This is a genomic window from Bradyrhizobium sp. USDA 4541, assembly GCF_024171085.1.
Lineage (GTDB): Bacteria > Pseudomonadota > Alphaproteobacteria > Rhizobiales > Xanthobacteraceae > Bradyrhizobium > Bradyrhizobium australafricanum.
Window position 1 is genome coordinate 5,696,704 of sequence record NZ_JALJZF010000001.1, and the last position, 20,570, is coordinate 5,717,273.

The window sequence follows — 20,570 nt, forward strand, 5'->3', positions numbered from 1 at the left end:
TTCGATCCCATGCTTTCGGGCATGGAGTCGATCCGCACCCGCAATCCGCAGTCAGCCCTGATGTCGCTCGAAGCCGACGCGGTTTCGGCGCGCAGCGGTTTCGCCTGCCTGTTCTCGGACTCGCATGAATACGAGACCGCGCTGATCGCCGAACGGCGCGCGCAGGGGCGATACCAGCCGCCGAAGAGTCGCTGGCCGATGGTGATGCTGGCCGGCGTGATGCTGATGGTCGCGGGAACGGTGCTGCTGCTCTCCTGACGTGCGGTCACGCGGCCCGCGCCGGATCCTCCGTCTTGAAGTGGTCGATCATCACCTTGGCGATCGCCATCAGCGGCAGCGCCAGCGCCAGCCCCCAGATGCCGAACACGACGCCGAGCAGGATCTGGAACGCGAACAGCGTGGCCGGCGGGATGTCGAGCGCCTGGCGCTGGATGATCGGCGTCAGCACGTAGCTTTCCAGCGCGTGGACGCCGAGGAACAGGATGAAGGCCGACAGCGCCGCGATCCATCCGGTCGCAAGGCTCGCGAGCACCACGATCAGCCCGCCGAGGATCGCGCCGACCGTCGGAATGAAGGCGAGCAGGCCGGCCTGGATGCCGAGGATGAACGAGCTCGGAATGCCGATGATGGCAAGCCCGATCCAGGTGACGAGGAATACCGCCGTCATCGTGATGATCTGCGCGATCAGCCAGCGCTCTAGTGTCTCGCCGATGTGGTCGACGATGATGGTCGCCTGCGCGCGGTACTTGACCGGCGCGATGAACAACAGCCCGGCGCGGTAGATGCTTGGCTGGGCCGCGAAGGCGAGCCCGAGAAACAGCACGATGAAGAAGTTGCCGACGACGCTGACGGTGCCGAGTAGCACCTTCAGCGTCTGGCTGATGATGGCGCCGCCGCTTGAGGCCAGCGCGCCGGCGCCGGGGATGCCATGGGACTGCGACGATGGGGGCGTCGTTGTCGTCGTCGTCACGGCGGTGCCTTCGCCCTTTGCCTCGCCCGCGGCATTGGTGAAATCGAGATAGCTGGTGTCGACCCCGTGCTGTTCGAGGAAGTCCTTGACGCTGCCGAGCTGCGATTTGATCGTGTTGCTCAGCACCGTGGCCTGCTGCGCGATCGTGGTGCCGCCGAGGAACACGATGCCGGACAGCAGCCCGGCCATCGCCAGGCAGACGATCGCAAGCCGCAACGCGTGGGGCAGCTTGGTCAGCCGGCCGAGCAGGGTGGTCATGGCATTGAGGGCGACTCCGAGCAGCATGCCGGCGAACAGCAGGAACAGGGTCGCGGCAAAATGCCAGGCGAAGGTCAGCAGGGCAGCGAACAGTACCACGCCGATGCCGCCGACGGCGATCGCCCATGCCAAGTCGTTGCGGGCCTGCAGGCGATTGTCAGCCGAGTCTGTCACGGGTGATTCCCCCTTCGCGACGGTGTTTCGAGCAGTCTTTGGCGAAAACCCCGCCGGGATCAAGCTGGCGGGGCCGTGCCGGTTCGCCGCTGACGGGGTGCGGGGCCGGGCGCGATCGGTGGGCATCTGGCCGGCTTTGGGTCCCGAGGGGCGCGAATCTGTGCAGGACTGCAAGCCCCCCTGTGCAGATATAGATAGTTGATCCGGCGGGAACTCGAAGGCATGATCGTCTCCGCAACGTCGCAAACTTAGAAGAATCATTGCGCGAGACTTCAATAATGAGACGGCCCGTGGTCGGCGTGATCGGAAACGCCCATCGCATCGAAAATCGTTTCACAGTCCAGATGGTCGGGGAGCGCAACCTTCGCGCGGTTGCCGAGGTGTCGGGCGCGGTGCCGCTGATGTTCGCCGGCAGCCCCGAAATCACCGAGGTCAGTGCCTTGCTCGACGTGGTCGACGGCGTGGTGCTGACCGGGGCCCGCGCCAATGTTCATCCGACCCGCTTCAATACCGAACCTTGCGCCGCCCACGAGCCCTACGACATCCACCGCGACGACGTTGCGCTGGCGCTGTCGGAAGCCTGCGTCGCGCGCGGCGTGCCGATCTTCGGCATCTGCCGCGGCCTGCAGGAGATGAACGTCGCCTTCGGCGGCTCGCTGCATCCGGAGATCCGCGAGATTCCGGGTCGCATGAACCACCGGATGCCGCGGCTGGAGAACGGCGAGATCCATCCTGACCCGACCGTTGTGTTCGCCGACCGTCATGACGTCGCGCTGACACCGGGCGGCGCGTTCGCAAAAATCCTCGGCCGGGAGACCATTCGAGTCAATTCGCTGCACGGCCAGGGCATCCTCGAGCCCGGCAAGCGCGTCGTGATCGAGGGCATCGCCGAGGACGGCACCATCGAGGCGATCCGCATCGCCGATGCGCCGGGTTTTGCGCTGGGTGTGCAGTGGCACGCCGAATACGATCCGCAGCGCAATCCGATCAACCGCGCCCTGTTCGAAGCCTTCGGCGACGCGCTGCGCGAACGGCGGCGGGCGGCGTAGGACGGTTTCACCGCCACCGTCCCTGCGCGTTAATCACGACGTCGTCTCCGAAAAACGCGCTGTCGTCCCTACGAAAGCAGGGATGCTCCGGAGCGGTTGTTGTGGAGGGGGACTCGTCGTTGCGGCACTGCTCAACAAGGACCGTCGGTGGTTATGGGTCCCTGCCTTCGCAGGGACGACACCAAAGGTGTGGCGTCGCCTGTCCGTCGGGTCGGTTTGTCGAACCTCGGTTCGGGAAGCCATGAAAGACGCGGGGCTTTCCTTGGCCAATCGATGGGAGCCGAGCGGCAGGCGAGTAGATCGTTCCTAGAACTCAGGACGTCACGAACGCAAAGTGTGTTGTCCCCGCAACGTCACAAGAGTTCCGTTGAGCATCGCACCTGTTGGGACTTCACTGTGTGGCAAATTCCGCGTTTAATAAAGGCGGACCTGAGGCAAAGATTTTACCACCAAGACGTTCATTTAAGATCAGGTTCAAGAGGCCGCTGACCAGCGCCAGCGGCCTCTTCGTGTTGCTTCATTGATCGCAAAGTGCAGGTATCGGCCGTTGCCGCGTCGACGGCACGCAGGAAGCAGCACGTCACGGCATTAGCGCACTGACCATGGCCATGCCGGCGGTTGCGGTTTGCTGGTGGCGTGCGGCCGCGTCGGGGTTGGCGCCGGTTTGCGCGCCTGGGCAACATCGGTCGACGGCCGCGGACGCGGCAGTGGTATTTCTGGGGCTACCGTTGGCTGTTCGGGGCTTACCTTTGGCTGTTCGGGGCTCACCTTCGGCTCTGCGGCGTTGGCAATGACACCGGCCAGCTGGTCCTGGCTTGCGTTGAGCCGCTCGGTGACCGTCTCGCTCTCGCGCGCCATCTGATCCTGGGTCGCCTTGATCTGGTCGATGATATCTTTGCTGCGTGCCATTTCTGCTTGGCTCGCCTCGAGTTGGCTTGCGACATTTTTATGGTCGCGGACCAATTGTTCTTGCCTCACCTCAAGCTGTTCGACCGCCTGCCTCAAGGCCGCGAGATCGCGCGCCATCGGTTGAAGCTGCTGCGCCAAGTCGGAAGAAAGTGCGGCGGCAGTCGGCGCAACGTCTTTCGGCGGGGTTTGCGCAGGAGGTGAGGAGTGGCCAGGGGAGGCCACCATCGCCGTATCGCTGGGTGACGACCACCACCAAGCAGCGCCACCTATGCATGCTGCCAGCACGGAACCGACAATGGCCAGGTGGCGCCAATCCGCCGATCGATGAACCGCTTCTAGCGGCGCGTGAAACGCTTTCTTGCCGGTCGGCGGGCCGGAAGGGCTGACTCCTGCTTCGCGCGCGAGGTTCGAAAGCTGCTCTTCCAAGCTCACGAGCCGCCCTTCCGCGACCCTGTCCTTCAGCATGGAATCCATTTTGTGCTCCGTAGCAAATGCAAAGTCACCCGCCTTGAGAGCAGATCCGCTCTTCGGCGCGCTAACATTCAACGGGACCCAGATCGGTATTTGCAGCTTAAGCCTACGAGGGATGAGGATGCGGCCTGCACATCACATCGTCTCTCTTTTGTAAGCTCATCCTTCCTGAACTGTCCCGACGATTTTGGCCGAGATATTGTTCGTCCGCAATCGGGAACACCGCTTGCCACGGGGCGCTCGAGCTCGTGGATCGAGGTCCTGCTCGGCCGCCTCACGATGCGTCTCGCAGCCGAGGCACGTTACTTCGAGGTGTCGTAAGTCGGCGTTGAGAGCGTCGCCAAGCGCCGGCGAGGGCTGGGCTGGACCCAGAAACGTGGGAGTGGTCCATGTTTGGCGAGCGACCATGTCGGCATCCCGCCTGGCGCGTTCGGCCGACGGCTGACCACGGCGCCAAACATGCACTCCGGGGCCCTCCTGCAAATTCTCGGTATGTTGAGTTGTGCTGCCGGCGAGATGTACCGCTGGTCGACAGGTCGCAGCTATTCTTCCGGTATTGCGCGTGCGCCGGAATCGGCCTTCCTCCGTACTAATACGGATACGAAAGTGGCGGATTGCGGCGCCGGACTCGGCTAAGCAACAGGGATATTTGCTCCGGCGCCGACGACCCTTTCCGAATACTGCTTTTCCTTTTCCATTTTCGGGTGCAGCCGACACGAGGGGTTGGTCGGGATGAATTTGTCGGGCCGTCTGGCGATGGGGATGTTGTTTCCCGTCGCCGCGCTCCTGCTCGCGCTGGGCTTCATCCATGGCGTAACCTGGCCGAGCGTTCTGCTCGCGGGTGGCGCGGTTGCGGTGGTATTGATGACGGCTGAGGTGATTGCGAGATCGCTGTCCAGGACGCCCGCCCAGCTGGTGCGGGCGGCGGAGGCGTTGTCGCGCGGCCAGCAGGTCTCGCTCGGCTCAAGCGATGACGGCGAGACCGCTCAGCTCGCGGCGACGCTTGCCGAATTGTCGGCGCAGCTGGGCAGCAGGCAGCACCTGCTGGAGAAGACCGTCGAGAGCATCCGCGATCCGGTGGTGGTCGCCGACGAGCACGGGATGATCGTGATCGTCAACGCCGCGGCGCGACGGCTGTACAGTGTCGAACCCGGTTTTGATACCCTGACCGGCGTTCGCACCTTCCAGAACTATTATGCCGACGGCACCACCGTGATGCCGATCCCGGACACGCCGATGGCGCGTGCGCTGCGCGGCGATGACGTCGACGATTTCGAGCTGATCGTCAAACCGCAACCGCCGCAACCGGCCGTCTTCCTTGTCGTCAACGCGCGGCCGCTGCGCGACGATACCGGCAATCTGCGGGGCGCGGTCGCCGTACTGCACGACGTCACCGCGCAGCGTCGGGCATACCAGGCGCTGGTCGAGAGCGAGCAGATGGCGCAAGCCATCGTCAGGACCGCGCTCGACGCCTTCGTCCAGACCGACCAGGACGGCGTCATTCTCGACTGGAGCCCGCAGGCCGAGGTGCTGACCGGCTGGACGCGCTCCGAGGCGGTTGGTTATCGGGTGGTCGAACTGGTGTTTCCGGAGGAGCTGCGCCTCGCGCACCGGCAGCGGATCACCCGCTTCCTGCAGGAGACCGCGGCCGGCGGCATGGGCATGCGCTATGAAACGGCGTGCCTGCACCGCGACGGTCACCGGTTCTATGTCGAGGTGTCCCTCAACGCGCTGCGCCGCGGTGACGGCTGGATCATCAATTCCTTTGTCAGGGACGTCAGCCAGCGCCGGATCGCCGAGGAGCAGTTGATCCAGGCGCAGAAGTCGGAATCGCTGGGGCGGCTGACTGGCGGCATCGCGCACGACTTCAACAACATGCTGACCGTGATCACCGGCACGATCGAGATCCTCGCCGACGGCGTCAAGGACAACCCGCAACTCGCCGCAATCGCCAAGCTGATCAGCGATGCCGCCGATCGCGGCGCGCAGCTCACCTCGAGCCTCCTGGCATTCGCGCGCAAGCAACCGCTGCAGCCCGGCGAGACCGACGTCAACGACCTGGTCGGCGAGGTGGCCCGGCTGCTGTCGCAGACGCTCGGCTCGCAGACCGAGATCAGGACGGAGCTCAGCCGCAACGCCTGGCTCGCCTTCGTCGACCGCAGCCAGCTTGGTGCTGCGCTGGTCAATCTCGCCATCAATGCGCGCGATGCCATGCCTGACGGCGGCACGCTGAGCTTTGCGACCCGCAACATCCAGCTCGGGATTCCCGACGCCGTGGCGTGCGGCGTCGAGCGCGCCGGCGATCATCTCGTGATCGAGGTGACCGATACCGGCACCGGCATTTCGCCGACGCATCTAGAGAAGATCTTCGATCCGTTCTTTTCCACCAAGGAGGTCGGGCAGGGCGCCGGGCTTGGGCTCAGCATGGTGTTCGGCTTCGTCAAGCAAAGCGGCGGCGGTATCGAGGTCAAGAGCGAGCAGGGGCGCGGCGCCATCTTCAGGATCTATCTGCCGAAGGCCGACGGCACCGCACAGCGCGCGGCGGAGGAGGACGATCTGGCCGTCAGGGGCGGTGACGAGACGATCCTGTGCGTCGAGGACGATCCTACGATCCGGGACTATGTCACGGGCCAGCTCGAAAGCCTCGGCTACCACGTTCTGGTTGCGGCGAACGCGGACGCCGCGCTCGAGATCGTCAAACGCGGCACCGCGTTCGACCTTCTGTTCACCGATATCGTGATGCCCGGCAGCATGAACGGCCGGCAATTGGCGGAGACGCTGATGGCCGGGCGCCCGGCACTGCGGGTGCTGTTCACCTCGGGCTACAGTGACGGCGTGCTGCCCGCGCAGCAGGGGCGTGGCGGCCACGGCATTCCGCTGCTGACCAAGCCCTATCGGCGCGGCGAGCTGGCGCGGATGCTGCGGCGCTGCCTTGATCTTCAGGTCGACTTTCAGGGCGATCCGGTGCCGCAGCCTTATTCCGTGCAGCCCGATCTCGAACGCTTCCTGCGCGAGAATCCGCCCGCGAAAACGTAGCCGCGGCGTGACCTGGATGCCAACGGGTCCGCAACGCGTGGCCCGATGATAAACTGCGCGAAACCCATCATCCCTGATGTGGCCGCTATTTGATGGGTTTCGCTTCGCTCTACCCCTCCTACGCGTTAAGCTCCCGCGACAAAGGCGCGGCCGGTCAACGGCCCGATTTCAGGGAGTATGGAATGCAGGACCGCAAATGGTCGAGGCGCGACTGGCTCAAGGTGACGGCGGCCACCGCCGCCGGCATGGTATTCGCGGAGCCGCTGCGCGCGGCGGCGCCGCCGGCGGAAGCCGTGACGCCGGAGCTGATCGCAGCCGCCAAGAAGGAAGGCAAGATCTCGTTCTACAGCGCGCTGGAGCTGAACACGGCCGAGCGTCTCGCGCGTGACTTCGAGCAGAAATATCCCGGGATCAGCGTCCGCGTCGAGCGCTCGGGCGCGGAGCGTATCTTCCAGCGCATCGCACAGGAGCAGGGCAGCGGCATCAACGCCGTCGACGTCGCCAATTCCACCGATCCCGCGCATTACCTCGACTGGAAGAAGAACGACTGGCTCGCGGCCTATGTGCCGGAGGACGTCGCCAGGCATTTTCCGGCCGACCAGATCGATCCCGACGGCACCTCGGCGACATCCTGCGCCTGGTTCGAGGTAATCGGCTACAACACCGAGCAGGTGAAGCGCGAGGAGGCGCCGAAGAGCTACGCCGACCTGCTCGATCCCAAGTGGCGCGGCAAAATCGTCAAGGGCCACCCGAGCTATTCCGGCGCGATCATGACCGCGACCTTCGTGCTGGCACGCGACCTCGGCTGGCCGTATCTGGAGAAGCTGTCGCAGCAGCGCGTGATGCAGGTGCAGTCGGCGGCCGATCCGCCGAAGAAGATTCTGCTCGGCGAGCGCGCGGTGATGGCCGACGGCAACGACTACAACCTCGTGCTGGCCAAGGATCAGGGCAAGCCGGTCGAGGTGGTCTATCCGGCCGAGGGCGCGCCGCTGATCATCGTCCCGAGCGGCATCTTCAAGAACGCGCCGAACCCGAATGCGGCGCGGCTGTTCCAGAGCTACTTCTTCAGCGCCGAGACGCAGCAGATGCTGGCCGACGAATTCGCGCACCGCTCGTTCCACGCCAAGGTGAAGGAGAAGGCCGGTCACGTGCCGCTCGACAAACTGAAAATGCTCAAGGCCGATCCGGCCCAGGTGCAGGTGCAGTCGGAGGAGATCAAGGCGAGGTACGCGAAGCTGTTCCGGGTGTAGGTCAAGCTCCGTAGGATGGGTAGAGCGAAGCGAAACCCATCGCTTGTGCAGGGGGCGAGATGATGGGTTTCGCTGCGCTCTACCCATCCTACAGATCCAAGGCTACTAGCGTCATTGCGAGCGAAGCGAAGCAATCCATCTTTCCGGATACGCGGAGAGGTGGATTGCTTCGCCGCTTCAGCGCAAAATTGCTTTGCAATTTTGTCGCGAACTCCTCGCAATGACGCGGATAACGCTCGGACCGCCGGGCGGCGCAGTGAGGGGCTGCGGTCGGCTAACCTCCCACTTCCGCGCTGAGCATCGGCCCGAACAGCTCCCATCGCTCGCCCTTGAGTCGTCTGAGCTGCATCTGCTTGATCGGCGCGAAATCGATCGGGCTGGTGTTCATTGCGATGCCGGGCAGCAGGTTGGTGGTGCGGAAGGCCTTCAGGTTGGCAGCCTGCTTCATGACGTTGGCGCGCGTGAGATCGTCGCCGCACTGCTTAAGCACCTGAACCAGCGTCTGAGCCGCATTGTACCCTGTCATAATCAGGCTGTCGGCCCGATTGCCTTCGGGGAAATATTTGGAGAGATATTCGTCGAACGCCTTCATGCCGGGATCGTCCTTCCATTGCGGATCGAGCGGATCCATCAGGTAGGCCACCGAAATGATGCCTTGTGCGTTCTCGAAGCCGGCAGGCTGGATCACGGCGCCGAGCGAGGAACCTACCGAGTTGAGGATGTGCAGCGGTTTCCAACCGATCTCGGCCGCCTTCTTGATGGCCTGCGCCGCGAATTTCGGTGTGGCGATGTCGACGAATACGTCGGCATTCATCGATTTCATCTTGACGATGTGCGTGTCGATCGTCGGCTCGGCCACCTCATACGCATCCTCGATCACGATCATCGACGCCGCCTTGTCGCCGAGGCCGTCCTTCAGGCCCTTGAGATAGTCCTTTCCATAATCGTCGTTCTGGTAGAGGACCGCGATCCTGCCGCCCGGCTTTTCCTTCAGGATGTGCTTGGCGTAGATCCGTCCCTCGCTCTGATAACTGGGCTGCCAGCCCATGGTCCATGGGAAGCTTTGCGGATCGTTCCACTTGGTGGCACCGGTCTGAATGAACAGCTGCGGCACCTTCTTCACGTTCATGTATTTCTGAATCGCGCCGTTGGATGCCGTGCCGAGAGAGGCAAAGATCAGCAAGACCTCGTCGCCTTCGACCAGCTTGCGCGCCTGCTCGACCGTCTTCGGCGGACTGTAGCTGTCGTCGTAGGAGATGAAGTTGATCTTGCGGCCATTGATGCCGCCCTCGGCGTTGATCTTGCGGAAATAGGCCGCCTGGGCCCGGCCGCTGGTGCCGTAGGCGGATGCCGGCCCGCTATAGGGCATGATGTTGCCGATCTTGATTTCGGTATCGGTTACGCCGGTGTCGTATTTCTTCTGGGCGAATGCGCTGCCAGCACAGACAGCGAGAATGGTGATGGCGGTCGAAAGCGCCGCCATTCGTCGAGCGACGAAAGACATCTCGTTTCTCCCCATGCAGAAAAATGAATGTGTGTTTTATCGGAAGCCGCTTTCGGGTCCTTGCCGGCAGTGAACACCCGAGCCCAGGCGTTGTCGATCCCGGAAACACAACCTTGTGTGCGGTTCGCATCACGTCATCAGGTTCGTCAGCGTTGCTGACCGTAGTCTTCCGGGGCTTCCCGCGATCAGGCCGCGCGCATCGATCGTTGCGCGCGATAGGCCTGCGGCGATGTCAGCGTGAGCTTGCGGAAGGCCTTTCGAAAGCTGCTCTCGTCCTCATAGCCGGTGGCGCGGGCGATCGCCTTGATCGGCTGCGCCGTTGTTTCCAATAGCGTGCGGGCGTGCTCGACGCGGCGGCGCATGATGAAGGCCTGCGGCGGCTCGTGGGTCAGTTCGCGGAAGCGGCGGTTCAGTGTGCGTTCGCTGAGGCCGAGCGCATGCGCGAGGCCGCGCACCGTGATCGGGGTCTTGCCGGTGCGGCGCACCAGCATGTCCGCCTTGATCAGCAGCGGGTCCTGGCCGAGCATGTAGCCGAGCGGCATGAAGATCGCCTGGGTGCGCTGCGCGGTGTCGATCACCGCATAGTCGGCGCAAACCTTTGCGACCTCCGCGCCTTCGACGAGCTCGATCAGCCGCAGCAACAGATCGACCCACGACATCGGGCCAGCGGCGCAGACCAGGCGATCGGCCTGCGTGATCACGGCATCACCGGCGAGATCAACCTTGGGATGGCGGCGACGCAGCTCGCTCTGCAGCCACCACGTGATGGTGGCGCGGCGACCGTCGAGCAGGCCGGCATTGGCGAGCAGCAGCACGCCGCTGCAGAATGCGCCGATCAGCCGGCCGCTGGCATGCTGCTGGCGCAGCCAGGCGCCGGCACGGTCATATTGCGGTTGCAGGCGCTCGGCGCTGAGATGATCGACCAGGCTGCCCGGCACGATGATCGCGTCGCACGCCGTCCGCCTGCCCACCGCACCATCGACGGCGAGCAACTTGCCGCCGCCGGCGCGCACCGCCTTGCCGTCGAGCGAGAGCGTCTGCCAGCTGAAGCGCGCCTTGCCGCCGTGCAGCTGCATCACGTGGTTGGCGAGGGTGAGGATGTCGGCGATGCCGGCGACCGCCGATTGCATGCATCCTTCCAGCGCGAGGATCGCAAGCTTCATGGGACCTCCGGAATTTGCCGTCATGCTAGCCGATCAGCGCAATCGGGCGGTGGCAGATATTGCCCGATCTCTGTCCGATCGGCCACTGCCTGATTTGGCCGTGCCGGTCCATCTTCGCTGCGTTGTCACACCCTCAGCAATGGAGAGAGACCATGCCTTACGTCACCATTTCCACCGTCCGCGGCATCTTCGATGTCGCGCAGAAGCAGGCGCTGCTGGAGCGCGTCACCGATCTCATAGTCGAGATCGAGGGGCAGGGTAACCCGGACTTCCGCCGCAACGTCTGGGTCAAGATCGAGGAGGGCGAGCCGGCGAGCTGGTCGCTCGGCGGCATGATTCCGACGCCGGACATGATCGCCGGCACCTTCGGCGCGCTCGACGCCGGCGGACGGCGGCTCGCCAAGGCGAAGGTGTAACTGCCCTGCGTAGGATGGGTAGAGCGAAGCGAAACCCATCATTTCAAGGCTTGCACCGGTGCGATGGGTTTCGCTTCGCTCTACCCATCCTACGCACCGTTCTCACCCAAAAACAAAAGGCGCTTCCGGTGGAAGCGCCTTTCGCTTGTCGTCGGTGCCGTAAGATTTACAGCGAGTAGTACATCTCGAATTCCACCGGGTGCGGGGTCATTTCGAAACGCGCGACCTCGGTCATCTTCAGCTCGATATAGGCGTCGATGAAGTCGTCGTCGAACACGCCGCCGTTCTTGAGGAACGCGCGGTCCTTGTCGAGGCTCTCGAGCGCCTCGCGGAGCGAGCCGCAGACGGTCGGGATCTGCTTCAGCTCTTCCTTCGGCAGATCGTAGAGGTCCTTGTCCATCGCCGGACCCGGATCGATCTTGTTCTTGATGCCGTCAAGACCGGCCATCAGCATCGCGGCGAAGCCGAGATAGGGGTTGGCCATCGGGTCGGGGAAACGCACCTCGACGCGCTTGGCCTTCGGGTTCGCGGTGTAGGGGATGCGGCAGGCCGCCGAGCGGTTGCGCGCGGAATAGGCGAGCAGCACGGGGGCTTCATAGCCCGGCACCAGACGCTTGTAGGAGTTGGTCGACGGGTTGGTGAAGGCGTTGATCGCCTTGGCGTGCTTGATGACGCCGCCGATGTAGTGCAGGCAGGTCTCCGACAGGTCGGCGTATTTGTTGCCGGCGAAGGTCGGCTTGCCGTCCTTCCAGATGGACTGATGCACATGCATGCCCGAGCCGTTGTCGCCGTAGACCGGCTTTGGCATGAAGGTGGCGGTCTTGCCGTAGATGTGGGCGACCTGGTGGATGCAGTACTTGTAGATCTGCATATGGTCGGCCATCAGCGTCAGCGTGTCGAACTTCATGCCGAGCTCGTGCTGAGCCGAGGCCACCTCGTGGTGATGCTTTTCGACCTTGACGCCCATCTTGGCCATCGCGCCGAGCATCTCGGAGCGCATGTCCTGCACCGAGTCCTGCGGCGGCACCGGGAAGTAGCCGGCCTTGGTGCGGATGCGGTGGCCGAGGTTGCCGCCCTCATATTCGGTCGCCGAGTTGATCGGCAGCTCGGAGGAGTCGAGGCGGAAGCCGGTGTTGTATGGTTCGGCCGAATAGCGCACGTCGTCGAACACGAAGAACTCGGCCTCGGGGCCGACGAACACGGTGTCGCCCACGCCCATCGACTTCACCATCGCCTCGGCCTTCTTGGCGATGCCGCGGGGGTCGCGGTTGTAGGGCTCGCCGGTGGTCGGCTCGAGCACGTCGCACGTGATGACCATGGTGGTCTCGGCGAAGAACGGGTCGATCGTCGCGGTGACCGGGTCGGGCATCAGGCACATGTCGGATTCATTGATCGCCTTCCAGCCGGCGATCGACGAGCCGTCGAACATCGTTCCCTCGGCGAAGATGTCATCGTCGATCATGCTGACGTCGAAGGTGACGTGCTGCCACTTGCCGCGCGGATCGGTGAAGCGCAGGTCGACGTATTTGACGTCGTTGTCCTTGATCGATTTCAGGACGTCTTTGGCGGTCTTCATGAATACCCCTTATGGATGTGCGGGTCGGTTTCCAGCGGAGAGCGACGTTATTCCCGCTTTTGGCGAGTTCGTGTGACTACACAAACGAAATCAGGCTGCCGAAGCAGCCTTTTTTCTCTTTGGTCGTCGGAAAATCCGGATAGCACCGCCCTTAAATAGCGTCCAGCCCGGATTCTCCGGTCCGGATGCGGATGGCTTCCTCGATGTTGGAGACGAAGATCTTGCCGTCACCGATCCGGCCGGTCTGCGCCGCGCGGCGGATCGCGTCGATCGCCTTCTCGACCAGGTCGTCGCCGATCACGATCTCGATCTTCACCTTGGGCAGGAAGTCGACGATGTATTCCGCACCGCGATAGAGTTCGGCATGGCCCTTCTGGCGGCCAAATCCCTTGGCCTCGGTGACGGTGATGCCTTGCAGTCCGACTTCCTGGAGCGCTTCTTTCACCTCGTCGAGCTTGAAGGGCTTGATGATGGCTTCAATCTTCTTCACTGAGCGCCTCCCGGGCATTGCAGATTGCAGGGTCGAGTTCGATGCGCGTGGGGCGCAGTCTGGTTGGTCTTAAGGCTTCCGGCCGGTGGCCGGAAACACGCGCAATGGTCGCATGAAGCGGCCTTGCGCGCGGCTTCCTCAAAAGCAGGGTCTATGCCAAGTTGTTAAGGTCCCCGATTTCAGAATGTTATCAGCCTTTTAACAGGCAATCGGCTGATATCGAACCACATGGGCTATGATATCCAAGCCTAACAAATAGGCAAATAGATCAATCCGTATGCAGTCGGCCAGTAGAAACCCCGCGAACGTCACAGGAATTGCCTCTCGAAAAGGCGAAGCGATTGAGGATTCGGCATGGACGTTCTGACCACGACCGAGATGGAGCGCGCTGACCGGCTGACCATCGCAGCCGGAACGCCGGGCTTCGCGCTGATGATGAGCGCGGGCCAGGCCGTCGCGGAAGCCGCGATGGACCTGGTCGAGGAGGGGCCGATCGTGGTGGTCGCCGGCCGCGGCAACAATGGCGGCGACGGCTTTGTCGCTGCCGCCGAGCTTGCCGCGCGCGGCCGCGAGGTCTCGGTGATCCTGCTCTGCGAGCGCGACAGCCTGCAAGGCGACGCGGCGCTGGCGGCGAAGGGCTGGAAATATCCGGTGCTGCCGTTTAACCCGCAGGCGCTCGGCAAGCCGGCGCTGATCGTCGACGCGCTGTTCGGTGCCGGCCTCAACCGGCCGGTAAAGGGCGATCCGCTGGAGATGATCGCCGCGATCAATGCCAACGGTACGCCGGTGCTGGCGGTCGACCTGCCGAGCGGCATCAACGGCACATCGGGCGCGGTGATGGGCGCGGCCGTGCAGGCCACCGAGACCGTCACCTTCTTCCGCAAGAAGCCCGCGCATCTGTTGCTGCCGGGCCGGATGTATTGCGGCCGGGTGCGCGTCGCCGACATCGGTATCGCCGCGCAGGTGCTCGACGAGATCAAGCCGCTGACCGCGGAGAATGCGCCGGAGGCCTGGCGATGGTCGTTTCCGGTACCGCGGATCGACGGCCACAAATACGCGCGGGGGCACGCCGTCGTGGTGTCGGGCGATCTCGCCTCGACCGGGGCGGCACGGCTCGCCGCGCGCGCGGCGCTGCGCGCCGGCGCCGGCCTCGTGACGCTGGCCTCGCCGCGTGACGCGCTTGCCGTCAACGCTGCGGCGCTGACCGCGGTGATGGTGCGCGCGGTCGACAACCCGATCCAGTTCGCCGAGCTGCTTGGCGACAAGCGCCTCAATGCCTGCGTGATCGGTCCGGGCGCCGGGGTCAGCGCGCGGACCCGTGACTTCGTCCACACCGCGCTGTCGGCGCAGCGGCATCTGGTGCTCGACGCCGACGCGCTGACCAGCTTTGCCGGCGCGCCGGACCGGCTGTTCGAGGCGATCAAGGCTAGCGACGGTCAGCAGGTGGTGCTGACGCCGCATGAGGGCGAGTTTCCGCGGCTGTTCAGCGATATTTCCAACAAGCATCCCGGCCGCTCCAAGCTCGAGCGCGTGCGCGCGGCGGCCGAGCGCTCCGGCGCGGTGGTGCTGCTGAAAGGCGCCGACACGGTGATCGCGTCTCCCGACGGCCGCGCCACCGTCGCCGCCAATGCGCCGCCCTGGCTCGCCACCGCCGGCGCCGGCGACGTGCTGTCGGGCATCATCGCGGGTTTCCTGGCGCAGGGCGCCGCGGCCTTCGAGGCCGCCAGCATCGGCGTCTGGATGCACGGCGAGAGCGCGAGCGAGGCGGGCCCCGGCCTGATCGCCGAAGATCTCACCGAAGTGCTGCCCGCCGTGTTCCGCCGCCTTTATGACGAGTTCGGGATTGAGTATTAGGCGGCTGGTGCTGGCCGACATGGATGTCGCCGCGCGCGCGCATCGCGCGGCATTCGATCAGGCGCTGCCGTGGCTCGCCGGCCTGCACACGCCCGACGGCATTGATCGGATGATCTGAACAACTGGTTAGATATTTGCGTTTCTGCGATCGGTCGAGCTGGCCTATACGATTCGAAACCGTCGCCTCTCGCCCGGAACAGTCAGATGAACGCACCGACCAGCCTGCTTTCGACCGCTTCACGGACCGCCGCCGCTCCGGCTCACGGGAGCGTCGACCCCGCGTCCTATCGCGCGGCGATGCGCCACCACGCCGGCGCGGTGACGATCCTGTCGGCGGGCGGGCCGGGCGACAGGACGGGGATGACGGCGACGTCGGTCTGTTCGCTGTCGGACGCGCCGCCGCGGCTGATCGCCTGCGTCAACCGCTCGGCGAGCGCGCATGGCCTGATCCGGCGCACCGCTGCGTTCGGCGTCAACATGCTGCACGCCGACCAGGCCGAGCTGGCCAATGTGTTCGCCGGCCGCCGCGGCATCGAGCGGGACGATCGCTTTTCCGGCGCCGACGGCTGGCTGTCGCTGGCCACGGGCGCGCCGATCCTTAAGGATGCGCTGATCGGGCTCGACTGCGAGCTGATCGACGAGCATGCGCACGACACGCATTCGATCTTCGTCGGCGCGGTCCGCGCGATGCATCTGCGTGAGGGGGAGACGCCGCTGATCTATTTTGGTGGCGCGTTCTGCGGGTTGGCCCGGCGGACCTAAGGGCGCGGCTTGAGGAATTTGTGAATCACCGATGTCAGCGCGCCGGCAGCCGGCGAGAACGATTGTCCGCGCAACGAGACGATGCAGACGGTGCGCTCCAGCGTCGGATTGACGATCGGTAGCGCCTGCATCGTCTTCCTGACCGGCCGCGGCAAGGCGACCTTCGGCAGGATGCCGACGCCGAGACCGGCGCCGGCCAGCGCGGCCAGCGTGTAGCTGTGCTCGACCTCGAACTTGATCTTCATCTGCAGATTGCGCGTGGCGAGCGCGCGCTCCAGCATCGAGCGCAGCGCCGCCGATTTTGAGTTGAGCAGGATCGGATAGGCGGACAGTTCGGTGAGGTCGACAGCGCTGCGCTTGCGAAACGGAAACGCTCTTGTCGCCAGCGCATAGATCGGGTCGTTGAACAGCGGCGCGAACTGAAACTCGGTCGAGCCCTCCGTCTCCGGTCCGATGCCGAAATCCGCCTCGCGCCGGCGCAGGCAGTCCAGCATGTCCTCGGCCGCAAGCTCGCGCAGATTGATGTTGATGCCGGGATAGCTCGCCTGGAAGGCATGCAGCGCCTGCGGCAGAATGGTCGCGGCAATGGTCGGGACGCAGGCCAGCGACAGCGTGCCGCGCTGGATGTCGATGACCTCACGGATCTCGCGCAGGCCGTTCTCCCATTCGCCGAGCGCGCGCCGCGCATGCGTCAGCAGTTGCAGTCCCTCCGCGGTCAGCTCGACGCGCCGCGTCGTGCGATGAAACAGCGCGGCGCCGACCTGGTCCTCCAGCAGCTTGATCTGCATGCTGACCGCGGATTGCGAGCGGTTGAGCTGCTCGGAGGCCTGGCGAAAGCTCTTGTTCTCGGCGACCGCGATGAACATGTGCAGCAGCTTGAAATTGATCTGCGACATCGTTTTGCCCTGCAGACGATTGTTCCGGAGAACTGAACAGTTCTTAAGATAATCTCGTTAGAAAGATCAGTGTCGGACATCTAGCATGATTGCATTGGCCCCGGGAGACGATCCTGCGGCGCGATGCAGAAAAGATGCTCCAGAAAAGACGCTCCGATGTCCTTCACCGTCACCAAGCCGCGCACGCGCCGCGTCCAGCGTTCCGAACTCGCGGTTCCCGCGACCTCGACCCATTTCTTCGAACGCGCAGCGAGTAGCGCGGCCGATTTCATCTTCCTGGATCTGGAGGACGCGGTTGCGCCGCCGCGAAAGCCCGAGGCGCGCGAGATCGCGATCGAGGCGCTGAACCGGATCGACTGGGGCAACAAGACGCTGGCGGTGCGCATCAATGGCCTCGACACCGAATGGGCGCATCGCGACATCATCGAGATCGTCAGCCGCGCGCCGCGCCTCGACCTCGTCATGGTGCCGAAGGTCGGCACCGCATTCGACGTCCGTTTCGTCGAGGCGCTGCTGACGGGGCTCGAGCGCGAGTTCCCGCGCGCAAGGCCGCTGGGCATCGAGATCCTGATCGAGACCACGCTCGGGCTCGCCAATGTCGAGGACATCGTGCAGGCGTCGGAGCGGTTGGAAGCGGTCATCTTTGGCATCGGCGATTACTCGATTGATCTACGCACCTGCGGCGAGATCATCGGCGCCTCCGATCCGCGCTATGCCGTGCTCACCGATGCGGACGAGGGCGGTGCGCGCCGGATGCACTGGAACGACCAGTGGCACTTCGCGCTCGCCCGCATCGCCAATGCCTGCCGCGCCCACGGCCTGCGTGCGATCGACGGCCCCTTTGCCAATTTCGGCGATGCCGCAGGTTTTCGCGCCAGCGCGGCGCGAGCGGCCGCGCTCGGCTTCGAGGGCAAATGGGCGATCCATCCCTCGCAGCTCGAGACCGCCAACGAGGTGTTCTCGCCGACCGCACGTGAGATCGGCTGGGCGCGCGAGATCACGGCCAAGATCCAGTCCGCCAGCGCCGGCGGCGACGGCGCTTTCGGGCAGGACGGCGTGCTGATCGATCTTGCGGTGCTCAAGCGCGCGCAGGCGATCATCGACCGCCATGACGCAATTCTGGCGGCGGGCAGGCAGGGAGCGCGCGATGTCGCATGAGCCACCGCTGGCCGGAATTCGCGTGCTCGACATCGCGACCTTCGTGGCGGCGCCGTTCTGCGGGACAGTGCTGTCCGACTTCGGCGCCGAGGTGATCAAGATCGAGCAGCCGGGCACAGGCGATCCCTTGCGCCGGTTCGGCACGCCGAGCGAATGCGGCGACACCTATGTCTGGCTCAGCGAGGCCCGCAACAAGAAGTCGGTGACGCTCGATCTGCGCAGCGAGCGTGGCGCCGCGCTGTTTCGCGAGCTGGTCCGCCAATCCGACGTGGTGCTGGAGAACTTCCGGCCTGGCACGCTGGAGAAATGGGGGCTCGGCTTCGAGGCGCTACGCGAGATCAACCCAAAACTCGTGATGCTGCGCATCAGCGCCTATGGGCAGGACGGCCCCTTGCGTGACAAGCCGGGCTTTGCCCGGATCGCGCACGGCTTCAGCGGGCTCGCTTATCTTGCCGGCGAGGCGGGACGGGCGCCGGTGATGCCGGGATCGACCTCGCTCGCCGATTACATTTCCGGGCTATGGGGCGCCCTCGGCGTGCTGCTGGCGCTGCGCCATGCCGAAGCCACCGGACACGGGCAGGTGGTCGATATCGGGCTCTATGAATCGGTGTTTCGGCTGCTCGACGAGATGGCGACTGTGTTCGCCAAGACCGGTTTCGTCCGCGAACGCCTCGGTGCCGACACCGTCAATGTCGTGCCGCACAGCCATTACCAGACCGCCGACGGCAAATGGGTGGCGCTGGCCTGTTCGAGCGACAAGATGTTCGAGCGCCTGGCGCAGGCGATGCAGCGCCCCGAACTCGCGACCGACCCGCGCTATGCGGCCATGGCCGGCCGCCTGGCGCGGCGCGAGGAGGTTAACGGGATGGTCGCCGACTGGATCGGCTCCAAGCCGCTGGAGACGGCGCTTGCCGAGTGCGAGCGCTACGACGTGCCCTGCGGGCCGATCTACAGCATCAGTGACATCTTCGCCGACCCGCAGTACCGCGCCCGCGGCAACATCGCCGAGGTGCCCTCGCGCGCCGGGCCGATTGCGGTGCCGAGCGCGATCCCAAAAATGTCGCGCACGCCGCCGCAGTTCAAGCATGCCGGCGTCGCGCTCGGCGCGCACACCGACGAAGTCCTGACCTCACTTGCCGGCGCAACCGCGGCGGCGCTCGCCGCGCTGCGCAGCGACGGGGTGATCTGACATGCCCCAATTCTCCCGCGGCCACGAAGGAACCACGCCATGACCAGGCAGATGAAATTGATCGGCTTCCTGCAGGCCCAGAATTGCTCGAACTATCCCGCCTCCTGGCGCCATCCCGACTCGAAGCCGAACTGGTTCTCGCGCGACTATTACCAGGAGATCGGGCGCACGCTGGAGCACGGCAAGTTCCATCTCGCCTTCTTCGACGACCGGCTCGCGATCCCCGATCGCTTCGGCGACGATTTCCGCGAGACCATCCGCCACGGCGTGCGCGCGGCGAAGCTCGATCCGATCTCGGTTGCGCTCACGATGGGATTGGCGACCGAGCGGCTTGGCATCGGCGTGACCTATTCGACCACCTATTACGAGCCGTTCCACGTCGCGCGGGTGTTCGCGACGATGGACCTGCTGCTGAACGGCCGCGCCGCCTGGAACGTGGTGACCTCGCTGAACGACTCCGAGGCGGCGAATTTCGGCGCCTCGCAGCATCTCAGCCACGATTTGCGCTACGACCGCGCGGACGAGTTCATGGAGGTCGTGCTCGGCCACTGGAACAGCTGGGAGGACGGCGCGGTCAGCTTCGACCGCGAGAGCGGGCTGTTCGCCGACCCGGCCAAGGTGCACCGGCTCGACCATCACGGGCAGTTCTTCCGCTCGCGCGGCCCGTTCACGGTGCCGCGCTCGCCGCAGGGCCATCCGGTGATCATTCAGGCCGGCCAGAGCGGCCGCGGCAAGACCTTTGCGGCGCGCTGGGGCGAATTGATCTTCGTGATCTATCCCAATCTCGACATTGCGAAGAAGCAGTATGCGGACCTCAAGGGAACGCTGGCCAAGACGGGCAGGGACATCAGCATCGCGCCGGCGGTCTATCCTGTTGTCGCCGAGACCCAGGCCGAGGCCGAGGACAAGTTCGCGGCGATCAGCCGGCTCGCCAAGCCGATCGATGCGCTGACGCTGTTGTCGGAGGTGTTGAACTACGATTTCGCGGCCAAGCCGATGGACGAGCCGTTCACGTCGGATGAGCTGGCCTCGATCAGCGGGCTGCAAGCAATCCGCGACCGCGTGATGAATCTCAGCGGCAAGCCCAATCCGACACCGCGGGACTTCGTGCAGTTCAGCGGGCGCGGGACGCTCGCTGAACTACCGACCTTCGTCGGCTCGCCCAAGGCGGTCGCCGATCAGATGGAGCGCTGGTTCTGCGAAGGCGGCTGCGACGGCTTTGTCGTCGCCGCCACCCATGTGCCCGGAACCTACCAGGACTTCGTGCGCCTCGTCGTGCCCGAGCTGCAACGGCGCGGCCTGTTCCAGCGCGAGTATCAGGGCGACACGTTGCGCGAGAACCTCGGCCTGCCGCGGCCGCAAGCCATGCATGCGAGCGCAGACGAGGAGGCGCGCGTCTCGACCAGATAGCGCGGGCACAAAAATCGGCGCGGACAACGATCAAA

Annotated in this window: 18 protein-coding genes; 11 read left to right on the forward strand and 7 right to left on the reverse strand. The window is 64.8% G+C overall.

The window, feature by feature from the left end:
- The first annotated feature begins 21 nt into the window (after window positions 1–21).
- The gene (locus J2R80_RS27060; protein WP_028333932.1) at window positions 22–258 is read left to right on the forward strand and encodes a hypothetical protein; all 237 of its coding nucleotides are present in this window, start codon (window positions 22–24) and stop codon (window positions 256–258) included.
- A gap of 7 nt (window positions 259–265) precedes the next feature.
- Here J2R80_RS27060 and J2R80_RS27065 read toward each other — a convergent pair whose 3' ends face one another.
- Window positions 266–1,402: an AI-2E family transporter gene (locus J2R80_RS27065; protein ID WP_076825310.1), complete on the reverse strand. Its 1,137-nt coding sequence runs from the start codon at window positions 1,400–1,402 to the stop codon at window positions 266–268.
- Between the two features lie 278 nt (window positions 1,403–1,680).
- Here J2R80_RS27065 and J2R80_RS27070 point away from each other — a divergent pair, with 278 nt between their 5' ends.
- Window positions 1,681–2,451, forward strand: coding sequence for a gamma-glutamyl-gamma-aminobutyrate hydrolase family protein (locus tag J2R80_RS27070; RefSeq protein ID WP_057020651.1), 771 nt, complete (start codon window positions 1,681–1,683; stop codon window positions 2,449–2,451).
- Between the two features lie 588 nt (window positions 2,452–3,039).
- Here the strand turns inward: J2R80_RS27070 and J2R80_RS27075 are convergent.
- A complete protein-coding gene (locus J2R80_RS27075) occupies window positions 3,040–3,834 on the reverse strand; it encodes a hypothetical protein (RefSeq protein WP_253639743.1) in 795 nt (264 codons plus the stop codon).
- A 759-nt stretch (window positions 3,835–4,593) separates the two neighbouring features.
- On the opposite strand from J2R80_RS27075, the gene J2R80_RS27085 reads away from it, so the two are divergent.
- A complete protein-coding gene (locus J2R80_RS27085) occupies window positions 4,594–6,867 on the forward strand; it encodes a PAS domain S-box protein (RefSeq protein ID WP_253639744.1) in 2,274 nt (757 codons plus the stop codon).
- Window positions 6,868–7,049: 182 nt separating this feature from the next.
- Window positions 7,050–8,117: an ABC transporter substrate-binding protein gene (locus tag J2R80_RS27090; RefSeq protein WP_076825313.1), complete on the forward strand. Its 1,068-nt coding sequence runs from the start codon at window positions 7,050–7,052 to the stop codon at window positions 8,115–8,117.
- 274 nt (window positions 8,118–8,391) lie between these two features.
- Here J2R80_RS27090 and J2R80_RS27095 read toward each other — a convergent pair whose 3' ends face one another.
- Both J2R80_RS27095 and J2R80_RS27100 read right to left on the reverse strand, forming a co-directional pair.
- The gene (locus J2R80_RS27095) at window positions 8,392–9,621 is read right to left on the reverse strand and encodes an ABC transporter substrate-binding protein (protein WP_141342875.1); all 1,230 of its coding nucleotides are present in this window, start codon (window positions 9,619–9,621) and stop codon (window positions 8,392–8,394) included.
- Window positions 9,622–9,806: 185 nt separating this feature from the next.
- Complete coding sequence (locus J2R80_RS27100; RefSeq protein WP_253639745.1) at window positions 9,807–10,784, reverse strand: GlxA family transcriptional regulator; 978 nt, start codon at window positions 10,782–10,784, stop codon at window positions 9,807–9,809.
- A 152-nt stretch (window positions 10,785–10,936) separates the two neighbouring features.
- Here J2R80_RS27100 and J2R80_RS27105 point away from each other — a divergent pair, with 152 nt between their 5' ends.
- Window positions 10,937–11,200 (forward strand): tautomerase family protein, encoded by a 264-nt coding sequence (locus J2R80_RS27105; protein ID WP_076825319.1) that lies wholly within the window; start codon window positions 10,937–10,939, stop codon window positions 11,198–11,200.
- A 166-nt stretch (window positions 11,201–11,366) separates the two neighbouring features.
- On the opposite strand, the gene glnA is transcribed toward J2R80_RS27105, so the two are convergent.
- Window positions 11,367–12,776: a type I glutamate--ammonia ligase gene (gene glnA, locus J2R80_RS27110; protein ID WP_028333940.1), complete on the reverse strand. Its 1,410-nt coding sequence runs from the start codon at window positions 12,774–12,776 to the stop codon at window positions 11,367–11,369.
- Between the two features lie 151 nt (window positions 12,777–12,927).
- Window positions 12,928–13,266: a P-II family nitrogen regulator gene (locus J2R80_RS27115; RefSeq protein WP_011441447.1), complete on the reverse strand. Its 339-nt coding sequence runs from the start codon at window positions 13,264–13,266 to the stop codon at window positions 12,928–12,930.
- Window positions 13,267–13,620: 354 nt separating this feature from the next.
- On the opposite strand from J2R80_RS27115, the gene J2R80_RS27120 reads away from it, so the two are divergent.
- The 3 genes from J2R80_RS27120 to J2R80_RS27125 all read left to right on the forward strand — a co-directional run bounded on the left by J2R80_RS27120 (window position 13,621) and on the right by J2R80_RS27125 (window position 15,882).
- The gene (locus tag J2R80_RS27120; RefSeq protein ID WP_253590109.1) at window positions 13,621–15,120 is read left to right on the forward strand and encodes an NAD(P)H-hydrate dehydratase; all 1,500 of its coding nucleotides are present in this window, start codon (window positions 13,621–13,623) and stop codon (window positions 15,118–15,120) included.
- Complete coding sequence (locus tag J2R80_RS43310) at window positions 15,110–15,238, forward strand: hypothetical protein (protein WP_256520413.1); 129 nt, start codon at window positions 15,110–15,112, stop codon at window positions 15,236–15,238. The genes J2R80_RS27120 and J2R80_RS43310 overlap by 11 nt, the downstream gene beginning before the upstream one ends.
- Before the next feature lie 86 nt (window positions 15,239–15,324).
- Complete coding sequence (locus tag J2R80_RS27125) at window positions 15,325–15,882, forward strand: flavin reductase family protein (protein WP_076825322.1); 558 nt, start codon at window positions 15,325–15,327, stop codon at window positions 15,880–15,882.
- Here J2R80_RS27125 and J2R80_RS27130 read toward each other — a convergent pair.
- Window positions 15,879–16,778, reverse strand: a complete 900-nt coding sequence (locus J2R80_RS27130) for a LysR family transcriptional regulator (protein ID WP_076825324.1) — start codon at window positions 16,776–16,778, stop codon at window positions 15,879–15,881. The two genes, J2R80_RS27125 and J2R80_RS27130, sit on opposite strands and share 4 nt — an antisense overlap.
- A 156-nt stretch (window positions 16,779–16,934) precedes the next feature.
- On the opposite strand from J2R80_RS27130, the gene J2R80_RS27135 reads away from it, so the two are divergent.
- Genes J2R80_RS27135 through J2R80_RS27145 form a run of 3 tightly spaced genes read left to right on the forward strand, consistent with a single transcriptional unit; the run spans window position 16,935 to window position 20,535 of the window.
- On the forward strand, window positions 16,935–17,936 hold the full coding sequence (locus tag J2R80_RS27135) for a CoA ester lyase (RefSeq protein WP_076825325.1): 1,002 nt from the start codon (window positions 16,935–16,937) through the stop codon (window positions 17,934–17,936).
- Window positions 17,926–19,125: a CaiB/BaiF CoA-transferase family protein gene (locus tag J2R80_RS27140; RefSeq protein WP_076825327.1), complete on the forward strand. Its 1,200-nt coding sequence runs from the start codon at window positions 17,926–17,928 to the stop codon at window positions 19,123–19,125. The genes J2R80_RS27135 and J2R80_RS27140 overlap by 11 nt, the downstream gene beginning before the upstream one ends.
- A 39-nt stretch (window positions 19,126–19,164) precedes the next feature.
- The gene (locus tag J2R80_RS27145) at window positions 19,165–20,535 is read left to right on the forward strand and encodes an LLM class flavin-dependent oxidoreductase (RefSeq protein WP_076825329.1); all 1,371 of its coding nucleotides are present in this window, start codon (window positions 19,165–19,167) and stop codon (window positions 20,533–20,535) included.
- The last annotated feature ends 35 nt before the right edge of the window (window positions 20,536–20,570 follow it).